Here is an 18,644-nt window from a genome sequence, read left to right as displayed (position 1 = left end):
TATTTTTCGTGCGTTCGGGGGGTGGGGATACCCACGCCCGCGCTACAGCCAGAGGTCGAGGTCAGTCACGTCGTCGTGCTCGCGTTCGAGCGGCGTCTCGAACTCGCGGAGGGAGACCTCGCCCGCGAACACCGTCGCGCGGTCGAGGTGGCCGGCGAGCGCCTGCCCGGACTTCCGGGACAGCACCGCGTGCGTGTGCGCGAACACGTCGCCGTCGAGCAGCGAGACGTTCCCGACGCACGCCGCGACCTCCATCGGCTCGTCGAACCGCGCGGGCTTGTACTCGAACTCGTCCTGGTCGTAGTACCAGAGTTCCGCGTCCTGGACGGCCCCCATCGCGACGAACCAGCCGGCTTCGACGCCCTCGTCGCGCGCGAGTCCCTCTATCTCCTCGCGCCAGTCCGCGCCGTGTTCCATGCGCGCGACGAACTCGCGGCTCGTGGTGACTTCGCGGTAGTCCATACCGAGGAGAGTCGGGGCGGCGGGAAAAAAGTGCGTTATCGCCACTCGGCGAGCGGCGCTGCGTCCCGTGCGCCGATGGTTACCCACGCGTCGTCGCGGGAGACGTCTGCGATGACGAGGCGCTCTTCCGTGCCCTCGTCGTCTATCGAGGCCATCACATCAGCGCCGGAAGCCGGGACGGCAGTGGCAGAGGTTGCCATGACATATGATACGAAGTGACAGCCCTATTTAACCCCGTCGTTCCGACAGGTACCACGGTAACGATTATCAACCGTCAGCAGCTGAACGGTCTTATCGACAGATCCTAACCATATCGGCCAGCAACCCTCAAATCAGCAAGTTTATCCCAGTAGGGCGGCAATACCTGCCCGGATGACAGACAATGACACCGTCAGCCGGCGTCGCTTCCTGCAGGCGACCGGCGGCGCGGCGACGGCAGCCGCGCTCGCGGGCTGTTCCGGCAGCTCGGACACGACGACGAAGGATACCACGGGTACGACCGACGGCGGCGACACCGGGAGTTCGGACAAGACGTACCGGAGGACGAACTCCACCATCACGACGCTCGACCCCGTCGCCTCGACGGACGAGGCGTCCGCGTATCTCATCCACCAGATGTACGATACGCTGACCGTCTACCCGAACGCGTACACGACAGCGGAGACCTTCCTCGCGACGGGCTACGAACTCAACGACGACAGCACCGTCATCACGTTCGACCTCAAGGAGGACGTCACGTTCCACGACGGCTCGTCGTTCACGGCGTCCGACATGGTGTACTCGTGGGAGCGCCTCGCGGCCTCCGACAGCAGCCGCCGCGCCTCGTTCCTGCTCGACGTGCTCGGCGTCACGCACGAGGAGAACGACGACGGCTCCTACGTCTCCGGTTCGCTCGGCGTCGAAGCCGTCGACCAGACCACGTTCAAGGTCGAGCTCACGCAGCCGTTCTACGCGGCGCTCGAAATGATGGCGTACGACCCCTTCGCGGCCCAGAAGGAGGGCTACGTCGGCGACATCGACGGCTACGACGGCGAGGTCAGCCAGTCCGAGTACGCGACCACGAGCCCGATGGGAACCGGTCCGTTCACGCTCGGGAAGTGGACGAAGGGAACCGAAGCGACCCTCGAACGCTACGACGACTTCCACGGCGAGACCGCGAAGATTGCGGGCGTTCACTTCCAGATCGTCGAGAAGACGAACGCGCTCTACACGTACGCGACGAAGAACGTCAACGCGGACCACCCGTCCGTGCCGTCCTCGAAGTACGACCCGGACAAGATTACCCTCGAGGGCACGGACGAGAACGGCCACCCCTACGGGACGTACGGTCCGCTCGTCAACGACCTGACCGCGGACTACTACCGCACGTCAGAGCTCGTCACGTACTACTACGCGTTCAACACGGACAAGGTCATCAAGCCGGCGCGGAAGGCGTTCGCGTACGCGTTCAGCGCGCGCCAGATGGTCAACACCGTGTTCGGCCGTCCGTACAAGCCCGCGTACTTCTTCCTGCCTCCGGGTCTCTACCCCGGCGGCGCGTCCGCCTACAACGAGGCGGCGAAGGACTACCCGTACGGGTACGGCGAGAGTCAGACGGCGGAGACGATGCTCCAGAAGGCCCGCGAGGTCATGGAGGAAGCCGGTTACAGCCAGGACAACAAGTACGAGTTCACCATGACCTCCTACCAGTCCCAGACGTGGTCTGAGGAGACGAAACTCATGCGTGATAAGCTCGCGTCCTGCCACATCAAGATGAACTACGAGCAGGTGCCGTTCGCGACGCTCACCGAGCGCGGCCGGAACGGCAACCTCGAAGGGTACACGCTCGGCTGGGGTGCGGACTACCCCGGCGGCGACAACTTCCTCCAGCTCATGGCCCCGCAGTTCTCGCAGGTCGACCAGGACGACGCGGTCTCCTACACGAACTGGGAGGGCACTGACGCCGCCCAGCAGGCCCGCGAAGCCTGGAACACGATCACGGAGAACTACGGCCTGACCGAGGAGGCGCAGCAGGCGCGCGCCGAGGCCTACGTGGACATGGAGAAGGCGAACTGGGAGGACGCGGTGTTCGTCAACTGCTTCCACCTCAACGCCGAGCACATGTCGTACCCCTGGGTCGACAAGCCGCGCGTCGGTCCGATGGGGACGGCGTCCACGAAGTTCAACCAGGTTTCCATCGGCGACCGCGGGCAGTACGAGTAACAAAAGAAACACGACCAGTTTATTTATTTTCTGCGGGTAGCTCCGCATTTATCCGTACGATTGGGAATCGAAAGCGACAGGCCTAATTACGGCTCACGGGCTACAATACCGCACGCAACATGGAAGTGGTTGGCACGGGGCGGTGGGTACAGTCATGAACAGGCTCGCCTACCTCCTCAAACGAATCCTCCTCTCGATCCCCGTCGTCATCTTCGGGACGTCCCTGACGTTCATCATCCTGTACGCAGGGCCGATCGACCCGGTATCGGCGATTCTCGGTCGCGGGAACGCGAACGGTCCCGCCGCCGCGGAGATCCGACGGAAACTGAACCTGAACGAACCGCTCTGGAGTCGCTACTTCGACTTCATGGCAGACCTCCTGACGTTCAACCTCGGGCAGTCCTACGTGTTCTCGCCCTCCACGCCCGCCTTCGAAATCGTCCTCCAGTTCCTCCCGCGGACGATGTGGATGGGCGCGTGGGCGGTCCTCATCCCGCTGTTCATCGGGATTCCGCTCGGGTTCTACGCGGGACTCAACCCGAACACGCTCGGCGACTACACCGCCTCGTTCAGCGGTATCGTCTGGCGCGCGATGCCGAACTTCTGGCTCGCGGTCATCTTCATGTCCGTCCTCTCCAGTTCGGAGAACGCCACCATCGGCATCGTGAACTTCCTCAACAGCCTCCCCGCCGTGAGCGGCGTTCAGCCGTTCAACTGGGAGGCCTGGATCGTCCAGACGAAAGTCATCGGCCCGCCCGAGCTCAGCCAGCTCCTCGGCCCGAACACGACGCTCGGTCTGCCGATGCCGAACTGGGAGAACCTGCTCGCCGCGACGAAGAAAATCCTCCCGGCGTCCATCGTGCTCGGGTCGGCGTCGATGGGGAACGAGATGCGTATCGGCCGCACCGCCATGCTCGAATCGAAGAACTCGAACTACGTCGAGATGGCGAAGGCGAAGGGCTTGCCGCCGCGCACCATCGTCTGGAAGCACATCTTCCGGAACGCCCTCATCCCCCTGGTGCCCGTCATCACGGCCGAGGCGTTCGTGCTCGTCGGCGGGAGCGTGCTCATCGAGTACGTGTTCGCCATCAACGGTATCGGCTACGTGTTCCTGCAAGCGATGATGAACGGCGACATCCCGCTTGCGGGCGCGCTCATGTACGTCTTCATCCTGCTGCTCGTCATCATGAACATCGTTCAAGACATCCTGTACACGGTAATCGACCCACGGGTCGGTTTCGAGGGACAATAGTATGGCTGCACCAGACTACTCGGATCAACCGCTGGCCGAGCGCATCAAGGCGAACCCGCGTCCCGCCGCCCTCTGGGTTGGCGTGTTCGTGGCGCTCCTCGCCGTCGAACTCGGCGCAATCGGTGGGTTCGTGATGGCGCTCCCGTACGACGTCGTCACGGAACCCCTGCTCGGGGCGCTCCCGAGCCTCATCGCCGGCCCGCTCGGCGGCGTTCTCGGGTTCGTCGCCGACATCGGCGCGGCCGTGAACGGCCTGCCGACGCTGCTCGACCGCGGCCTCGTCCCGAACCAGGGCTACCAGATGCCCGACGGCTCCTGGGAGAGCACGTTCCTCGGGCTGTCGCCGGCGTACGCGTGGGCGCTCCGCCTCGCCCTCGTGTACGCGTACGCTTTCGTCGTGCTCTACTGGGTGTGGCGCGGCTACCTCGTGTTCCGCGAGCACTACCGGTACGCGGGTTGGACGCCGACCGACGACATGATCGACCGCCTCCGCGGGCACTCGTGGGGGAAGTTCGGCCTGGCCGTCGTGTTCGTGTTCATCGTGATGGCGATCTTCGCGCCGACTATCAGTCCGACGACGGCGAACGCGAACATCGAGAACCCGTACAGCCACCAGATAGAGTACTACGACGAAGCCTCGGGAAGCGTGCAGACGGTCACCGCGGGCACCGCGAACCTCGCGTCGAAGTCCCAGGGCGACCGCCAGAACTTCGGCATCGGGTCGTACGACAAGTACGGCCGGTTCCATCCGTTCGGCACGCTGGTGTCCGGGAAAGACCTGTTCACGTTCATGGCGTACGGCGCCAGGGTGAGCCTGTTCATCGGCCTCGTCGCCATCGGTATCGCGGGCAGCATCGCGGTGTCGCTCGCGCTCATGTCCGCGTACTACAAGGGCGTGTTCGACCTCGCGACCGTGCTCGTGAGCGACTCGTTCCAGGCGATGCCGCAGCTCCTGGTGCTCATCATGCTCAGCGTCGCCCTCGGCGACACGTGGATAGCCAAAATCTACAGCGGCGCGTTCGTCCTCGCGCTCATCTTCGGCGCGTGGGGGTGGACGGGACTGTGGCGTGCGGTGCGCGGTCCCGCCTTCCAGACCGTGGAGAACGAGTGGGTCGACGCCGCCGAGTCCTTCGGCGAGCGCGCGGACGTGCTGATGCGCAAGCACGTCGCGCCCTACATCGTCGGCTACCTGCTCATCTACGCGTCGATGAGCATGGGCGGCTATATGATCGCGACCGCGGGCCTCTCCTACATCGGTATCGGCGTGCAACCGCCGACGCCCGAGTGGGGGCGCGCCGTCTCGGTCGGCCAGAACTACATCATCTCGGACTCCTGGCACATCTCGGTGCTGCCGGGACTCGCTATCACGACCGTCGTCGTCGGGTTCAACGCGCTCGGCGACGGCATCCGCGACGCCATCGATCCGCAGAGCGAAGGCGCGGGCGCCGACGAGGTCGGCGCGACCGGAGGTGGTGCGTGATGACGCGCGCACGCCCCGACACGGACGCGATCCTGTCCGTCGAAGACCTCCACACGGCGTTCTTCACCGACAAGGAGACGATTCGCGCCGCTGACGGCGTCTCCTTCGACATCGGGTACGGCGAAACGGTCGGGATCGTCGGCGAGTCCGGGAGCGGGAAGTCCGTCACCGCCCGCTCCATCATGGGCCTCGTCGAGAGCCCCGGGAAGATAACGGACGGCCACATCAAGTACCGCGGCGTCGACACCGTCCGCCAGTTCGCGAACCGCTACAGCCGCTCGACCGCAGACCTCACCGAGGGGGACACCGTCGACGACGGCGACTTCGTCGCCGTGGAAGAACGCGACGCGGACGGGGCGGTCACCGCCGGCTACGTGGACGTCGCGCGCATGCCGGAGAACGCGCGCCAGCGCCTCCGCGGGAGCGCCATCTCGATGGTGTTCCAGGATCCCCTCACGAGCCTCAACCCCGTCTACACGGTCGGAAACCAGATCAAGGAGGCGCTGCGCCTCCACCAGGACTTGCGCGGCCGAGAGGCGACCCGGGAGGCCATCGAACTCCTCGAAGCGGTCGGGATTCCGGACGCGCCCCGGCGCGTGGACGAGTACCCCCACGAGTTCTCGGGCGGGATGCGTCAGCGCGCGGTCATCGCGACGGCGCTCGCCTGCGACCCCGAACTCCTCATCTGCGACGAGCCGACGACGGCGCTCGACGTGACGATTCAGGCGCAGATTCTGGAGCTCCTGAAGGAGTTGCAGGAGGAACGCGACCTCTCCATCATGTTCATCACGCACGACATGGGCGTCGTCGCGGAGATCTGTGACCGCGTGAACGTCATGTACGCGGGCGAGCTCGTTGAGCGCGCGAGCGCCGTTGAGCTGTTCGGGAACCCCAAACACCCGTACACGCAGGGCCTGCTCGACAGCATTCCCTCGCGGAACACGGGCGGCGACCGCCTCAGCATCATCGAAGGCGACGTCGAGACGCCGAACGAGCCCGCGACGTACTGCCGGTTCGCACCGCGCTGTCCGAAGGCGTTCGACGAGTGCGACCACGTCCACCCCGTCCTCGTGGACGTCAACGAAGCGAACGAAGACCACGAGGCCGCCTGCCTGCTCTACCCCGAGGACGAGACGCGGGAGAGGGCGGTCGAGCGCCACCGGTCGCAGGCTACCGGCGCGGAGGTCGAACGATGAGCACGCCAGATTCGAACCCGACGACGGAATCGACCCCCGAAGAGGACGCGCTCGTGCGCGTCCGCGATCTGAAGACGTACTACGGCGGCGACGGCGTGTTCGACAACAAGCCCGTGAAGGCCGTGGACGGCGTGTCCTTCGACATCAAGCGCGGGGAGACGCTCGGCCTCGTCGGCGAGTCCGGGTGCGGGAAGACGACGCTCGGCCGCACGCTCATTCGCCTGGAGCAGGCGACCGCGGGCGAGGTGTCGTACGACGGAACCGACGCCACCGCGCTCTCCGGGAACGCCCTGAAGCAGTGGCGGCGGAACGTCCAGATGGTGTTCCAGGATCCGGACAGCAGCCTGAACGACCGGATGACCATCGGCGAAATCGTCCAGGAGCCCCTGGACGTGCACGACTGGCCGTACCTCTCCGTCGCGCTCACCGACGCTGACGGCCGCGAAGTCGCGGGCGAGAACGTGACGGCGTTCGACCGTGACGCCCACGACCACCCCGACATCACGATCGACGTGAACGGGGGCGGGGAGGCCGCGGTGGACATCCGTGAGGAGATCCCGCTCGACCCCGAGCGCGTCGACGTCGACGTCGAGAGCGACCGGGTGCGGGTTCGCGTGCACACGACGAAACGCCGCCTGCGGCGGGCGCGCGTCCGCGAACTCCTCGACACGGTGGGATTGCAGCCGGAGCACTACTACCGCTACCCCTACCAGTTCAGCGGCGGACAGAAACAGCGCATCGGCATCGCCCGCGCGCTCGCCCTCGAACCCGACTTCGTCATCCTCGACGAGCCGGTGTCGGCGCTCGACGCGTCCGTGCAGGCGAAGATCCTGAACCTCCTCGAAGACCTCCAGGACGAGTTCGACCTCACGTACCTGTTCATCGCGCACGACCTCGCGGTCGTCGAACACATCTGCGACCGCGTCGCCGTGATGTACCTCGGGAACGTGATGGAACTCGGGTCGTCCGAGGAGGTGTTCGACGACCCGGCGAACCCGTACACGCACTCGCTGCTGTCGGCGATTCCGGAACCGGATCCGACCGCGGACAAGCAGCGCATCACGCTCCGCGGAACGCCGCCGAGTCCACGCGACCCGCCGAGCGGCTGTCCGTTCAGCACGCGGTGTCCGATGAAGATTCGGCCCGAGAAGTACGACGACATCGACAACGCCGTGTGGGAGGCCGTTGAGGTGTTCCGGGACGTGCTCCGTCAGCGCGAGCGCCGGGAGAAGTCGGTGACTGAGCAGGCGTTCGAACTCGCGGGGCTCTCAGATCCCTACGAAGACCTCGACGAACTCGTCGACGAGGTGTTCGGCGATCTCGACCTCCCGAGCGAAGTCGAGACCCACGTCGCGGAGGCGGTCGACCAGATCCGGGCGGGCGAGAGCGAGGCGGCGCGCGCGGCGCTCCGCGAGGAGTTCGGGAGCGTCTGCGAGCGCGAACGGCCCGCCGACTACCAGGTGTCGTCGAGCGGCCGGCAGAGCCGGTGTCACCGCCACCAAAACGACTACGAGGAACCCGCGGAATACCTCGAAACGCACGTCCTCGATTAGCATGACCGGAACGCGCCGGCGCTGGCTCGGGAAGACGGCGTACGTGGTGACGTACGCAGCCGTCGGCGCGTTCTGCGTCTCGCTCGTTCTCGCGGTCGCGAGCGCGCTGTCCGGCGCGGGCGCGTCCGGCGTGAAGTTCGGACAGTTCGTCCTCGGCTGGTTCCTGTTCGTATACGCCGCGCTCAAACTCCGGCCGACCGCGGCGTGGAAGCGCGACCCGGAGAGCGAGCAGGCGACGAGCGCGCGCGTCGAGCAGGCGACCGAGCCGGTCGAGGAGGACGAGCGCAGCGACGAGGAGAAGGCGGCGGCCGCGGCGAGCGTCCTGAACCCGTTCACGAGCACTGACGGCCGCATCGGCGCGAACCGAAGTGGCCCGGACGACTTCGGCGAGGAGCGCGGCGGGGCGTTCGCGCGGTACGTCGCACGGATTCCCCCGGCCGCCCTCTTCTCGCTCCAGCCGGACGACCGGCCGGGAACCGGCGTGACGGTCGGGGCGACCGCGCTCTGCCTGCTCGCCGTCTCCTTCCTGCTCGAAGTCGCGTTCGGCGTCTAACGGCCAGCGGAACGTTCTTCCGTCCGAATCGCCCAGTTTCGTTCATATGGTCAAACAGGGACCGGACTCGCCGGAGAAGGACGAGCTCGCGGAGCGACGCGAGCAGATAACCGAGAACCCGGGTGCGAAGAAGGACGCGTGGGCGCAGACGCTCGCGGACATGGACGCGCTCGCGGAGGAACTCGAAGCCGACGGGTGGAGGACGGTGACGCTCCGCGCGGGCGACACCGCGACGAAGGGCCTCGACTCGAACGACGACCCCGAAGACGACGACGTGCGGTACGGCATCGTGCACGTCGTCCCGGACAACGACGCGGCGGCGTTCGCGGACGCGTTCCGCGACGACGGCTTCCCGGTCTACGACGTGTACCGCGCCGAGGTCGACGGCCGCGTGTTCTTCGTGACGGAGCTCCGCGACCCCGAGACGGAGACGGCTATCTTCATCGCGGGGAACTTCCTCCGGCACTACGCCCAGCCGCTCGTCGAGGCCGCGGTCGAACACGGGAGGCTGTACACGCACGTCCAGCGCCTCGACGGCACCCACCTCGGGTCGTTCGAGCACGACGGCTACGAGAAGTTCTTCCCGGAGGCGGACCGCGTCGTCGCCGAGAACTGAGGGCGTAGCCTACAAATGGGCGGGCATCGTAGACCGCCCACATGAACGTCGCCGACGCGATGACACCGCGCTCGGAGCTCGTGACGGTCGAGCTTCCGGGTACTCGCGAGGACGTGCTCACGTATCTACAGGAGCGCGAGTTCTCTTCTGTCCCCGTCGTCAAGGAATCCGACGCGGGCGAACGCTACCGCGGACTCGTTTCGCGCGAAGACCTCATCGAGCAGCCGGACGAGGATCAGCTCGCGCTGCTGATGCAGGACGTGCCGACGACGACCACGGACGCGTCGCTCGTAGAGGCGGCGCAGTTGATGGTCGCGGAGGGCGCGCGCCGCGTCCCCGTCGTCGTCGGCGACGACGAACTGGAGGGGATCGTCACCATCACCGACGTGGTGCGCGCCATCGCGGACGGCGACGTGGACGGCGACAGCGAGGTCGGCGGACTCGCCAAGCGCGACGTGAACACCGTCTACGAGGGGACGCCGCTCCCGGTTTCGGAGCGGGAAATCGCGTACGCGAACGTGCCGTACGCGGTCGTGCTCGACGACGACGCCGAGATGACCGGCATCCTCACGGAAGTCGACGTCATCGACGTGGCGCGCGTCGTCGAGGGCGAGGACGACATCGGGGACTCCATCGCGGGCGAGGACGACGACTGGATGTGGGAGGGAATCAAGGCGGTCGGGAACCGCTACTTCCCGACGCGGAACGTCGAGATTCCCGCTGAATCGGTCAGCGAGTTCATGACCGCTGACCCCGTGACGGTGTCGAGCACGAAGACGGCGCAGGAGGTCGCACAGTTGATGCTCACGCACGACGTCGAACAGCTTCCGCTCGTGAGCGGCGACGACCTCACCGGCATCGTCCGGGACATCGACCTGCTCTCCGCGCTATGAAGTTGGACGAACTCGCCCGCCGCCGCGGCTTCTTCTTCCAGGCGAACGAGGCGTACGGCGGCGTCGCCGGCTTCTACACGTACGGGCCGGAGGGCGCGAGCCTGAAGCGGAACGTCGAGGACGCGTGGCGCGACCGCTTCGTCACCCGCGAGGGCAACATGGAGATAGACGCGCCGACGGTCACGCCCGAACCCGTATTCGAGGCGTCCGGGCACATCGAGACGTTCGACGACATGCTCGTCGAGTGCCCGGAGTGCGGGGAGAGCCACCGCGCGGACCACCTCATCGAGGACAACACGGGCATCGAGGACGCCGAGAGCCTCCCGATTCCCGAGGTCGAGGGCCTCATCCGCGACCACGACCTCGTCTGTCCGAACTGCAGCACGCCGCTCGCGGGCGAGGACGTGGAGAACTTCAACCTCATGTTCAAGACCCAGATCGGGCCGGGCGACGGTCAGACGGGCTACCTGCGCCCGGAGACCGCGCAGGGGATGTTCGTGGAGTTCCCGCGGCTGAAGGAGTACGCGCGCGAGCAGCTGCCGTTCGGCGCGGCGCAGGTCGGGACGGGCTACCGGAACGAGATCAGCCCGCGGAACGCGCTTCTCCGGACGCGAGAGTTCACGATGGCGGAGCTTGAGTACTTCTTCGACCCCGAGTCGGACAGCCCCGACCTCGATTCGGTGAGCGACATCTCGCTCACTCTCTACCCGGTCTCGGAACAGCAGGCGGAGGACGGCGAGTACATCGATAGGACGCCGCGCGAGGCCGTCGAGGAGGGGATCGTCGGCGACGAGTGGACGGCGTACTGGCTCGGCGTGAGCCAGCGGTGGTTCGACCGCGTCGGCGTCGACATGGATCGGTTCCGATTCCGCCAGCACCTCCCCGGCGAGCTCTCGCACTACGCGAGCGACTGCTGGGACGCCGAGTCCGAGGTGGACGGCGACTGGATCGAAATCGAAGGCCTCGCATCGCGGACGGACTACGACCTCTCGAAGCACGCGAAGCACTCCGGGGAGAACTTCACGGTGTTCAAGCAGTTCGACGAGCCGAAGACCGTCGAGCGCGCGACCGTCGACCCCGACATGTCCTACCTCGGCCCGGAGTTCGGCGGCGCGGCGGGCGACGTGGCGGACGCGCTCGAAGCGAAAGCCGAGCGCGACCGCGCGGCGTTCGACGACGACGTCGTGTCGGTGGAGGTCGACGGCGAGACGTACGAGGTACCGGTCGAGAAGACCGGCTACGCGGTAGAGGAAGTGACGGAGGCCGGACGGCACATCACCCCGCACGTCGTCGAACCGGCGTTCGGCGTCGGACGCGTCGTCTACACCGTGCTCGCGCACGCGCTCGACACCGACGAGGTGGACGGCGAGGAGCGCGACGTCCTCCGCCTCGACCCCGAGGTCGCGCCGACGTTCGTCGGCGTCTTCCCGCTGATGGACAAGGACGGCCTCGGCGAGGAGGCGCGCGACCTCGCGCGCGACCTCCGCGAAGCCGGCTTCTCCGTGACGTACGACGACTCCGGGAACATCGGTCGCCGGTACCGCCGGCAGGACGAGGTCGGCACGCCGTTCTGCGTCACCGTCGACTACGAGAGCCTCGAGGACGGCGACGCGACGCTGCGCGACCGGGACTCGACCGACCAGACGCGCGTCGACATCGACGACCTCCCCGGCGTGCTCGCCGACCTCCGCGCCGGCCGCGTCGACTTCTCCGAGCTGTGAGCGAACTCCCGCGGCGCGCCGTCCACGCGAGCACCTCGGTCGTCCCCCTCGCCTGGCTGCTCGGCGCGCCGTGGGCCTATATTCGAGGATTCCTCGTTCTCGCGTGCGTGGTGGTCGCGGCGGCGGAGGCGCTCCGTCTCGCGGGCACAATCGACCACTGGCGGGTCTTCTCGAAGCTCACCCGGGAGTACGAGCAGGAGAACCCCGCGGGGTACGCGCTCGGCGCGGTGTCGATGGCGCTCGTCGCGCTCGCGTTCGACCCGTTCGTCGCGGTGCCCGCGATGTTCATGCTGACGCTCGGCGACCCGTTCTCCGGCCTCCTGTCGAGCGGCGACCTCGGCGTGAAGCGGTCGTGGGTGATGCTCGCGACGTTCGGGTTCTGCCTCGCCATCGCCAGCCTCCTCCGCGTCCCCCTGTACGCGGCCATCGCGGGGGCGGCGGCCGCCGCGGTCGCTGACGGCGTCAAGCCCGTGGTGTTCACGTACGTCGTGGACGACAACTTCTCCATCCCCGTCGCGTCCGCGAGTGCGATGTGGGCGATCATCCACCTCCTGTAGGCCACAAACGGTTTTTCGGGGGCGTCCGAACCCGCGAGTATGACACCAGTCGAGTGGGCAGTCATCGCGATAGTCGCGCTCGTAATCGTCGCGCTCGTCGTGGCGGTGCTCGACCTCGACACGCTTCTCGAACTCGCGGAACTCGTCGACTAACCACGTTCACTCCGTCACACGAACTCTTAAACGCGTGAACGGCCAACAGCGTGGTGAATGGCCGCCACCGACGCTGACTACGTGAGCCGCCCGTTGCTCTCTGCGGGCGTCATCGAGCGCCGCGACTACCAGGTTGACCTCGCAGAGCGAGCGCTCTCCGGGAACACCCTCGTCTGCCTCCCGACGGGACTGGGGAAGACGGCGGTGAGCCTGCTCGTAACGGCGGAGCGGCTGGCGGACGACGCCGGCGGGAAGTCGCTGTTGCTCGCGCCGACGAAGCCGCTGGTGGAGCAGCACGCGACGTTCTACCGGGACGCGCTCGACATTCCGGACGACGAGGTCGTGGTGTTCACGGGCGAAGTCCGGCCGGACGACCGCGCGGAACTCTGGGAGTCCGCGCGGGTCGTCATCGCGACGCCGCAGGTGGTGGAGAACGACCTCGTCGGCGGCCGCGTGAGCCTCCGAGACGTGGTGCACTGCACGTTCGACGAGTGCCACCGCGCGACGGGCGACTACGCGTACACGTACATCGCGGAGCGCTACCTCGCGGACGCCGCGAACCCGCTCGTGACGGGGATGAGCGCGAGCCCCGGCGGGAACGAGGAGGACATCCGACAGGTGTGTGAGAACCTCGGCATCACGTCGGTGGAGGTGAAGACCGAGGAAGACGACGACGTGGCGGCGTTCACGCACGACACGGACGTGGAGTGGGAGCGCATCGACCTCCCCGACGAGATCATCGAGATCCGGGACAAGCTGAACGAGGTCATTCGAGAGCGCCTGGAGGCCCTGAAGGAACTGGGCGTGACGAACACGACGCAGCCGGACGTCTCCCAGAAGGACTTGAATCGGATGCGCGCCCAACTCCGGAAGCTCATCGACAACGACCAGTCGGAGGGCTACGAGGGGATGAGCGCGCACGCGGAAGTGATGAAGCTCCGGCGCGCGGTCGAACTGGTGGAGACGCAGAGCGTCGAATCCGTTCGGAGGTACTTCGAGCGCCAGCGGAACGCGGCGCGGTCGTCGGGCGCGTCGAAGGCGAGCCAGCGGCTCGTGAGCGAGCCGCGTGTGAAGGAGGCGATGCGGCGCGTGGCGGAGTACGACGACCTCCACCCGAAGTTCCGGCGAGTCCGAATGTTGCTCGCGGAAACCCTCGGTATCGAGGGCGGCGATAGGGTGATTGTGTTCACCGAGTCCCGGGACACCGCGGAGGCGCTCACCGAGTTCCTCGGGAATCACTTCGAGACGGAGCGGTTCGTCGGGCAGGGCGACAAGGACGGCTCGGACGGGATGACGCAGACCGAGCAGAAAGACCGATTGGACGCGTTCAGCGCGGGCGAGTTCGAGGTTCTGGTGTCGACGAGCGTCGCCGAGGAAGGCCTAGACGTGCCGGAGGTCGATTTGGTGTTGTTCTTCGAGCCCGTGCCGACCGCGATCCGATCCGTTCAGCGAAAGGGCCGGACGGGCCGCCAGGACGAGGGGCGGGTCGTCGTGCTGATGGCCGAGGACACCCGCGACGAGGCGTACTTCTGGATTTCTCGACGCCGTGAGAAGGAAATGGAGCAGGAGCTCCGCGCCCTGAAGGGCGTCGCCGACGAGGTCGAGGACGAACTCGACGACAGTCAGCAGTCCCTCACGGACTTCGAGAACGAGAGCGACACCGGCGGCGCGGACGACGCGAGCGACGAGACGGCAGGCGAAGCCGATAGCGAGGGGCAGGCGGCGTTGGCGGGGTTCGAACCGCCGGATCCCGACGAGCAGGAAGTCGAGCGAAAGGAGACGCCGACCGACCCGCATCACGGCGACGCGGAGACGGTCGAAGTCGTGGTCGATCAGCGGGAGCTCGACTCGCACATCGCCCGCGACCTCTCGAAACGCGATCAGGTGGAGACGCGGTTGGAGACGCTCGCAGTCGGAGATTACGTGCTCTCGGACAGAGTCGCGGTCGAGCGCAAGAGCGTCGAGGACTTCCTCGACACCCTGCTCGGTGGTGACCGCTCCGTGTTCGAGCAGGCGACCGACCTCGTCCGGCACTACGACCGGCCGGTGTACGTCATCGAGGGCGACGACCTCTATGGCGCGCGGAACGTCCACCCGAACGCGATTCGGGGCGCGCTCGCCAGCCTCGCGGTCGATTACGGCGTCAGCGTTCTCCGAACCGAGGACGAGTCGGACACGGCGGACTTGCTCGAAACCATCGCGAGCAGAGAGCAGTTAGAGCGCGACCGAGCGGTGAGCGCGCACGGCGAGAAGTCCGCGAAGACGCTGGACGAACAGCAGGAGTACGTCGTCGAGTCCATCGCGGACATCGGGCCCGTGACGGCGCGCTCGCTCCTGGAGCACTTCGGGACGGTCGAAGAAGTGATGACCGCGCGCGAGGAGGACTTGCTCGAGGTGTCGGGCGTCGGAGAGGTGACCGCCGAGCGCGTCCGAGAGGTCGTCGGCTCTCGATACGAGCCCTAGGGGACGACCGTCACCGCGACCTTGTCGGACTTGATGACGGTCTCGGCGGCGCTCCCGAGGATGGCGCGCTCCACCGTTCCGGAGCCGTGGTGGCCCATCACGACGTGGTCGTAGCCGCGTTCGTCAACGAGCGTGAGAACGTCCTCGCCGACGCGCTTCGACGGCCGGAAGTCGAGGTCGAGGTCGAGGCTGACCTCGGGGTTGTCCTGAATACCTTCGGCGTCCAGAATGTCCTTGGCGCGCTCGACGATTTCGTCCGTCACGTCGTTGTGTCGATCCGTGATGTGGACGACGTGCACCGTACCCTCGTACCGCCGCGCCATCTCCGCACCGAAGGAGAGCGCTCGGAAACTGATGTCGCTACCGTCCACGGGGACGAGTATCTTCATAGCGGAACGTGAGCGGAGAAGGAGGTTAAGTGTTGGTGGCCCATTCCGACGGCTTCGCCGTCGGAGAGAATCGAGCGGCGATGCCGCGAGATACCCGCGTGGCTCTGCCACGCGGGAAACCACCTGAACGCCGTAGGCGTGAAGTGGGGTTCGGGGAGGTTAGCGGTCGAGGGTGTCGAGGGTGTCGGCGGCTTCGCGTGCGGCTTCGAGGAACTCCTTGGCGCGGCGGGGGTCGTCGGCGTCGCTGGCGCGCTGGGCGAGCGTTTCAATAGAGGTGGCGAGGGCGGCGCGGGCGTCCGCGGTGTCCGCAGACGACGGGGAGCCTGTGGGTTCGGTTGTCTCGTCTGCGGCGGGGGCGGGCGTGTCCGCTGTCGTAGCGGGGGCGGGCGTGTCCGCTGTCGTGGCGGGGGCGCGCGTGGGTTCCGGAGTGGTTTGCGCCTCACTGGTTCCGGCGTCGGCGGCCGCGGCGGATTCGGTCGGTTCCTCGGCGGTCTGACTGGATTGGCTGGCGGGTTCGTCGGTCTGAGGTTGGTTGCCTTCGGCGCGGCAGGTCGGGCAGAACTCCTCGCCGTTCTGTCGGAAGTAGGGGCTGCCGCAGCGGTCGCAGTGTTTGTTCGTCATCGTCGCGCCCTGCAGGAGGAGGTCGCTCATGCGGCCGGTGACCTCGCGGTCCTGCTGGTCCTTCGCGTACTTCTCGCGGAGCTTCTGTTTTTCCTCCTCGCGGTCGAACTCGTCGCTCATGAAAGAGTAGACGGGGTCTGGGGACTTCTTCGCTGTGGTTAGAAGAGTTTCTCCGCCCACTTCACGGCGTACTGGGGGCCGTGGTCGCGGTACGCGAGGGTGTCGAGCGCGCCGAAGGGCGTGGGGACGTCGATGTTGTGCTTGACGGCGCTGCACGCGAGTTCGGCCGCATCCCCGAAGTCGGTGGTGCCGCGCGCGACCTCGCTGGAGAGGTCGTCGAGGCGGGGGTGGAGGCGGTCGCCGGCGTCCCGCCACGCGTCGTGGAGGCGGGCCTGATCACCCTCCCAGGACGCGAACACGTCGCGGGTGTGGAGGCCGCGGTAGGCGTCGTAGGCGGCGAGCGCGACCTGATAGGTCGTGGTCGGGTCGGCGTCCACCGCGCTCGCGAACTCGGGGTAGGCGTCCGCGAAGAATCCGAGGAAGTGCTCGGGGAGGCCAAGACCGAGTTCGACGAGCGCCTCCGCGACGAGGAAGTCCACGAAGTCGTCGGGCGCGCCCTCGACCCGGGGTTTCACGAGGACGAACTCGGGGTCGGTCTGGCGGGTCCACGCGACGCTGCCGTCGCCGGGCATCCCGACGACGAGGTCGCCCGACGCGAGCCGTCGAAGCAGCTCGGGGCTGTCGTCCGGGAGCCAGTCGGGGTCGTACGCGGTCGGGGTGAGCGCGTCCGCGCGGGTGGCGATGTCGTCGAGCGCGTACCCGGGCAGGGTCTCGAAGTCACTGGACGTGTCGAGGACGACGGCGTCCGACGCGTGGTCGTCGCGGACTCGCTCGACGTCCGGGGGAAGGTCGCGCGCCTCGAACACGCTACGCGAGCGCGATCTGGGCGGCGATGACGAGTGAGAGCGCGGCCGACGCGCCGACGGTGCCGAGGACGAACTTCGTCGCTTTGCTCATACCCGTTCAGGGGGCCGCGTCCCACTTAAATCAGGTCGTTTGGTTCGTGGCTCGTGCGCCGATCTCGCGCCACTTCCCGGAGCGGAACCGGACGAAGTTCACGGCGGCGCGCGTGTACATGTCGGCGACGATGGCGGCGTAGATGGCGGGGAGCGCCCAGCCGAGCCCGGGTGTGAGCGTGACGCCGAACACGGGAACGGCGACGGCGAACGTCGCGGGGAGCGCGGCGAACGCGACGGGGAGACGGACGACGTACGTGCTGAGGAGGCCGCCGTAGAACGGCCACGAGGTGTCGCCCGCGCCGCGGAGGCCGCCGCGGAGCGTGCGGGAGACGCTGAACGCCGCGACGCCGACGCCGAACACGCGGATGAAGGTGACCGTGAGGTCGAGGTCGGCGGCGGCGAACGCGGCGGCGAGGGGGCGCGCGGCGGCGAAGATGGCGGCGGCGATGACGAGCTGGGTTGCGAGCGCGATGCGGAGGGTCTGCCAGCCGTACGCGGCGGCCTCGTCGCCATCGCCCGCGCCGATAGCCTGTCCGACGAGCGTGGAGGACGCGGTGGAGTACCCCCACGCGGGCATCAGCGCGAGGAGCATGACGCGACGGCCGATGGCGTAGGCGGCGACGACCTCGCTGCCGAGCACGGCGAGCACGAACAGGAACGGGAAGCGGCCGACGGTGCGGGAGAGCCGGGTGCCGGCGAGCGGGACGGCGACGCGGACGATTTCGGTCGCGATACCCCAGTCCCACTGCTTCCCGCCGAGGCGGAGCTGGACGCTGTACCGGCCGGAGACGAGGAGGGCGAAGAAGATGGCGGCGGCGAGCGCGTTCGCGACGGCGGTGCCGATGGCCGCGCCGGCGACGCCGAGCGCGGGGAACCCGAGCAACCCGAAGATGAGGACTGCGTTGACGACGACGTTCGTCGGGAGGGTGAGCAGGCGGACGTACATCGGGGTGTGGGTGTCGCCTGCGCCAGCGAGGGCCCGGGACGCTATCATCCCCCAGAATCGGAACGCGACGGAGAGCATCACGATCTGGAGGTACACCGCGCCCTCCTCGATGGCGACGGGGTCGTTCGTCAGGAGGTCTATCATCGGCTCCGCGTACACCCACGTCGCGAGTGTGATCGGGACGGAGAGGAGGAGGGAGAGCCAGAGCGACTGCTTGATGGCGAAGTCGGCCTCGCGGTGGCGGTCGGCGCCCTTCAACCGGGAGACGACGCTGATGGTGCCGGAGGTGAGCGCGAGCGCGAGCCCGAACGGGATGAAGTAGTACTGGAACCCGAATTCGAGCGCGGCGACGGCGCTCCCGCCGGCGGCGACGCTGACCATGAAGAAGTCAGCGGTTCGCAGGAGCGTGCGCAGGCCGCCGGTGACCATCGCGGGAACCGCGAGGTCGAACGCCTCCTCGCCCTTCTCGCGGTCGAGGAAGCCGATTCGCGCGAGAAGCGCGGGGAAGGCGTAGAGGGCGGCGGTGAGTCGGCGGAACGCGGCGCGTAACACGGCGGGAGTTCTCGGC

General features: G+C 67.4%; 17 protein-coding genes. 11 read left to right on the top strand and 6 right to left on the bottom strand.

Annotated elements, in window-relative coordinates; translation table 11 throughout:
* Window positions 1–42: 42 nt before the first annotated feature.
* On the bottom strand, window positions 43–462 hold the full coding sequence (locus FQU85_RS04690) for a PPC domain-containing DNA-binding protein (RefSeq protein WP_145844941.1): 420 nt from the start codon (window positions 460–462) through the stop codon (window positions 43–45).
* Between the two features lie 35 nt (window positions 463–497).
* Window positions 498–662: a hypothetical protein gene (locus FQU85_RS13280; RefSeq protein WP_168219934.1), complete on the bottom strand. Its 165-nt coding sequence runs from the start codon at window positions 660–662 to the stop codon at window positions 498–500.
* Window positions 663–834: 172 nt separating this feature from the next.
* Here FQU85_RS13280 and FQU85_RS04685 point away from each other — a divergent pair, with 172 nt between their 5' ends.
* From FQU85_RS04685 to FQU85_RS04635, 11 genes are all read left to right on the top strand, one after another.
* Complete coding sequence (locus FQU85_RS04685; protein ID WP_145844938.1) at window positions 835–2,664, top strand: ABC transporter substrate-binding protein; 1,830 nt, start codon at window positions 835–837, stop codon at window positions 2,662–2,664.
* A gap of 154 nt (window positions 2,665–2,818) precedes the next feature.
* Window positions 2,819–3,916 carry an ABC transporter permease gene (locus FQU85_RS04680; protein ID WP_145844936.1) on the top strand — a complete coding sequence of 366 codons (1,098 nt, stop codon included), beginning with the start codon at window positions 2,819–2,821 and terminating at the stop codon, window positions 3,914–3,916.
* 1 nt (window position 3,917) lies between these two features.
* Entirely contained in the window at window positions 3,918–5,396 is a 1,479-nt protein-coding gene (locus FQU85_RS04675) for an ABC transporter permease (RefSeq protein WP_145844934.1), read from the top strand.
* Complete coding sequence (locus tag FQU85_RS04670) at window positions 5,396–6,592, top strand: ABC transporter ATP-binding protein (protein WP_145844932.1); 1,197 nt, start codon at window positions 5,396–5,398, stop codon at window positions 6,590–6,592. The genes FQU85_RS04675 and FQU85_RS04670 overlap by 1 nt, the downstream gene beginning before the upstream one ends.
* Window positions 6,589–8,145, top strand: coding sequence for an ABC transporter ATP-binding protein (locus FQU85_RS04665; RefSeq protein WP_145844930.1), 1,557 nt, complete (start codon window positions 6,589–6,591; stop codon window positions 8,143–8,145). Before FQU85_RS04670 ends, FQU85_RS04665 begins: the two co-directional genes overlap by 4 nt.
* Before the next feature lies 1 nt (window position 8,146).
* Window positions 8,147–8,698, top strand: a complete 552-nt coding sequence (locus FQU85_RS04660; RefSeq protein WP_145844927.1) for a hypothetical protein — start codon at window positions 8,147–8,149, stop codon at window positions 8,696–8,698.
* 46 nt (window positions 8,699–8,744) lie between these two features.
* Window positions 8,745–9,314, top strand: a complete 570-nt coding sequence (locus FQU85_RS04655; protein WP_145844925.1) for a hypothetical protein — start codon at window positions 8,745–8,747, stop codon at window positions 9,312–9,314.
* Between the two features lie 41 nt (window positions 9,315–9,355).
* Entirely contained in the window at window positions 9,356–10,207 is an 852-nt protein-coding gene (locus FQU85_RS04650) for a CBS domain-containing protein (protein ID WP_145844923.1), read from the top strand.
* Window positions 10,204–11,928, top strand: a complete 1,725-nt coding sequence (glyS, locus tag FQU85_RS04645; protein ID WP_145844921.1) for a glycine--tRNA ligase — start codon at window positions 10,204–10,206, stop codon at window positions 11,926–11,928. Before FQU85_RS04650 ends, glyS begins: the two co-directional genes overlap by 4 nt.
* Window positions 11,925–12,485 (top strand): dolichol kinase, encoded by a 561-nt coding sequence (locus FQU85_RS04640; RefSeq protein WP_145844918.1) that lies wholly within the window; start codon window positions 11,925–11,927, stop codon window positions 12,483–12,485. Before glyS ends, FQU85_RS04640 begins: the two co-directional genes overlap by 4 nt.
* 210 nt (window positions 12,486–12,695) lie before the next feature.
* Window positions 12,696–15,101, top strand: a complete 2,406-nt coding sequence (locus tag FQU85_RS04635; protein WP_145844916.1) for a DEAD/DEAH box helicase — start codon at window positions 12,696–12,698, stop codon at window positions 15,099–15,101.
* Here the strand turns inward: FQU85_RS04635 and FQU85_RS04630 are convergent.
* The 4 genes from FQU85_RS04630 to FQU85_RS04615 form a co-directional block, all read right to left on the bottom strand.
* Window positions 15,098–15,490: a universal stress protein gene (locus tag FQU85_RS04630; protein ID WP_145844914.1), complete on the bottom strand. Its 393-nt coding sequence runs from the start codon at window positions 15,488–15,490 to the stop codon at window positions 15,098–15,100. The two genes, FQU85_RS04635 and FQU85_RS04630, sit on opposite strands and share 4 nt — an antisense overlap.
* 159 nt (window positions 15,491–15,649) lie before the next feature.
* Window positions 15,650–16,231, bottom strand: a complete 582-nt coding sequence (locus FQU85_RS04625; RefSeq protein ID WP_145844911.1) for an Sjogren's syndrome/scleroderma autoantigen 1 family protein — start codon at window positions 16,229–16,231, stop codon at window positions 15,650–15,652.
* A gap of 38 nt (window positions 16,232–16,269) precedes the next feature.
* Window positions 16,270–17,037 (bottom strand): hypothetical protein, encoded by a 768-nt coding sequence (locus FQU85_RS04620; protein WP_145844909.1) that lies wholly within the window; start codon window positions 17,035–17,037, stop codon window positions 16,270–16,272.
* 121 nt (window positions 17,038–17,158) lie between these two features.
* The gene (locus tag FQU85_RS04615; RefSeq protein ID WP_240792453.1) at window positions 17,159–18,628 is read right to left on the bottom strand and encodes an MATE family efflux transporter; all 1,470 of its coding nucleotides are present in this window, start codon (window positions 18,626–18,628) and stop codon (window positions 17,159–17,161) included.
* Window positions 18,629–18,644 lie beyond the last annotated feature (16 nt).

This window comes from Salarchaeum sp. JOR-1, assembly GCF_007833275.1.
Classification (GTDB): Archaea; Halobacteriota; Halobacteria; order Halobacteriales; family Halobacteriaceae; genus Salarchaeum.
Note: the sequence above shows the minus strand (reverse complement) of the source record. Positions and strands in the feature narration are given on the sequence as shown.

Bases quoted from the DNA above. Each gene is read 5' to 3' on its own strand.
- FQU85_RS04630 (WP_145844914.1), bottom strand. From the start codon at position 15,490: ATGAAGATACTCGTCCCCGTGGACGGTAGCGACATCAGTTTCCGAGCG.
- FQU85_RS04675 (WP_145844934.1), top strand. From the start codon at position 3,918: ATGGCTGCACCAGACTACTCGGATCAACCGCTGGCCGAGCGCATCAAG.
- FQU85_RS04660 (WP_145844927.1), top strand. From the start codon at position 8,147: ATGACCGGAACGCGCCGGCGCTGGCTCGGGAAGACGGCGTACGTGGTG.
- FQU85_RS04665 (WP_145844930.1), top strand. From the start codon at position 6,589: ATGAGCACGCCAGATTCGAACCCGACGACGGAATCGACCCCCGAAGAG.
- FQU85_RS04625 (WP_145844911.1), bottom strand. From the start codon at position 16,231: ATGAGCGACGAGTTCGACCGCGAGGAGGAAAAACAGAAGCTCCGCGAG.
- FQU85_RS04690 (WP_145844941.1), bottom strand. From the start codon at position 462: ATGGACTACCGCGAAGTCACCACGAGCCGCGAGTTCGTCGCGCGCATG.
- FQU85_RS04670 (WP_145844932.1), top strand. From the start codon at position 5,396: ATGACGCGCGCACGCCCCGACACGGACGCGATCCTGTCCGTCGAAGAC.
- FQU85_RS04685 (WP_145844938.1), top strand. From the start codon at position 835: ATGACAGACAATGACACCGTCAGCCGGCGTCGCTTCCTGCAGGCGACC.
- FQU85_RS04655 (WP_145844925.1), top strand. From the start codon at position 8,745: ATGGTCAAACAGGGACCGGACTCGCCGGAGAAGGACGAGCTCGCGGAG.
- FQU85_RS04650 (WP_145844923.1), top strand. From the start codon at position 9,356: ATGAACGTCGCCGACGCGATGACACCGCGCTCGGAGCTCGTGACGGTC.
- glyS (WP_145844921.1), top strand. From the start codon at position 10,204: ATGAAGTTGGACGAACTCGCCCGCCGCCGCGGCTTCTTCTTCCAGGCG.
- FQU85_RS04680 (WP_145844936.1), top strand. From the start codon at position 2,819: ATGAACAGGCTCGCCTACCTCCTCAAACGAATCCTCCTCTCGATCCCC.
- FQU85_RS13280 (WP_168219934.1), bottom strand. From the start codon at position 662: ATGGCAACCTCTGCCACTGCCGTCCCGGCTTCCGGCGCTGATGTGATG.
- FQU85_RS04635 (WP_145844916.1), top strand. From the start codon at position 12,696: ATGGCCGCCACCGACGCTGACTACGTGAGCCGCCCGTTGCTCTCTGCG.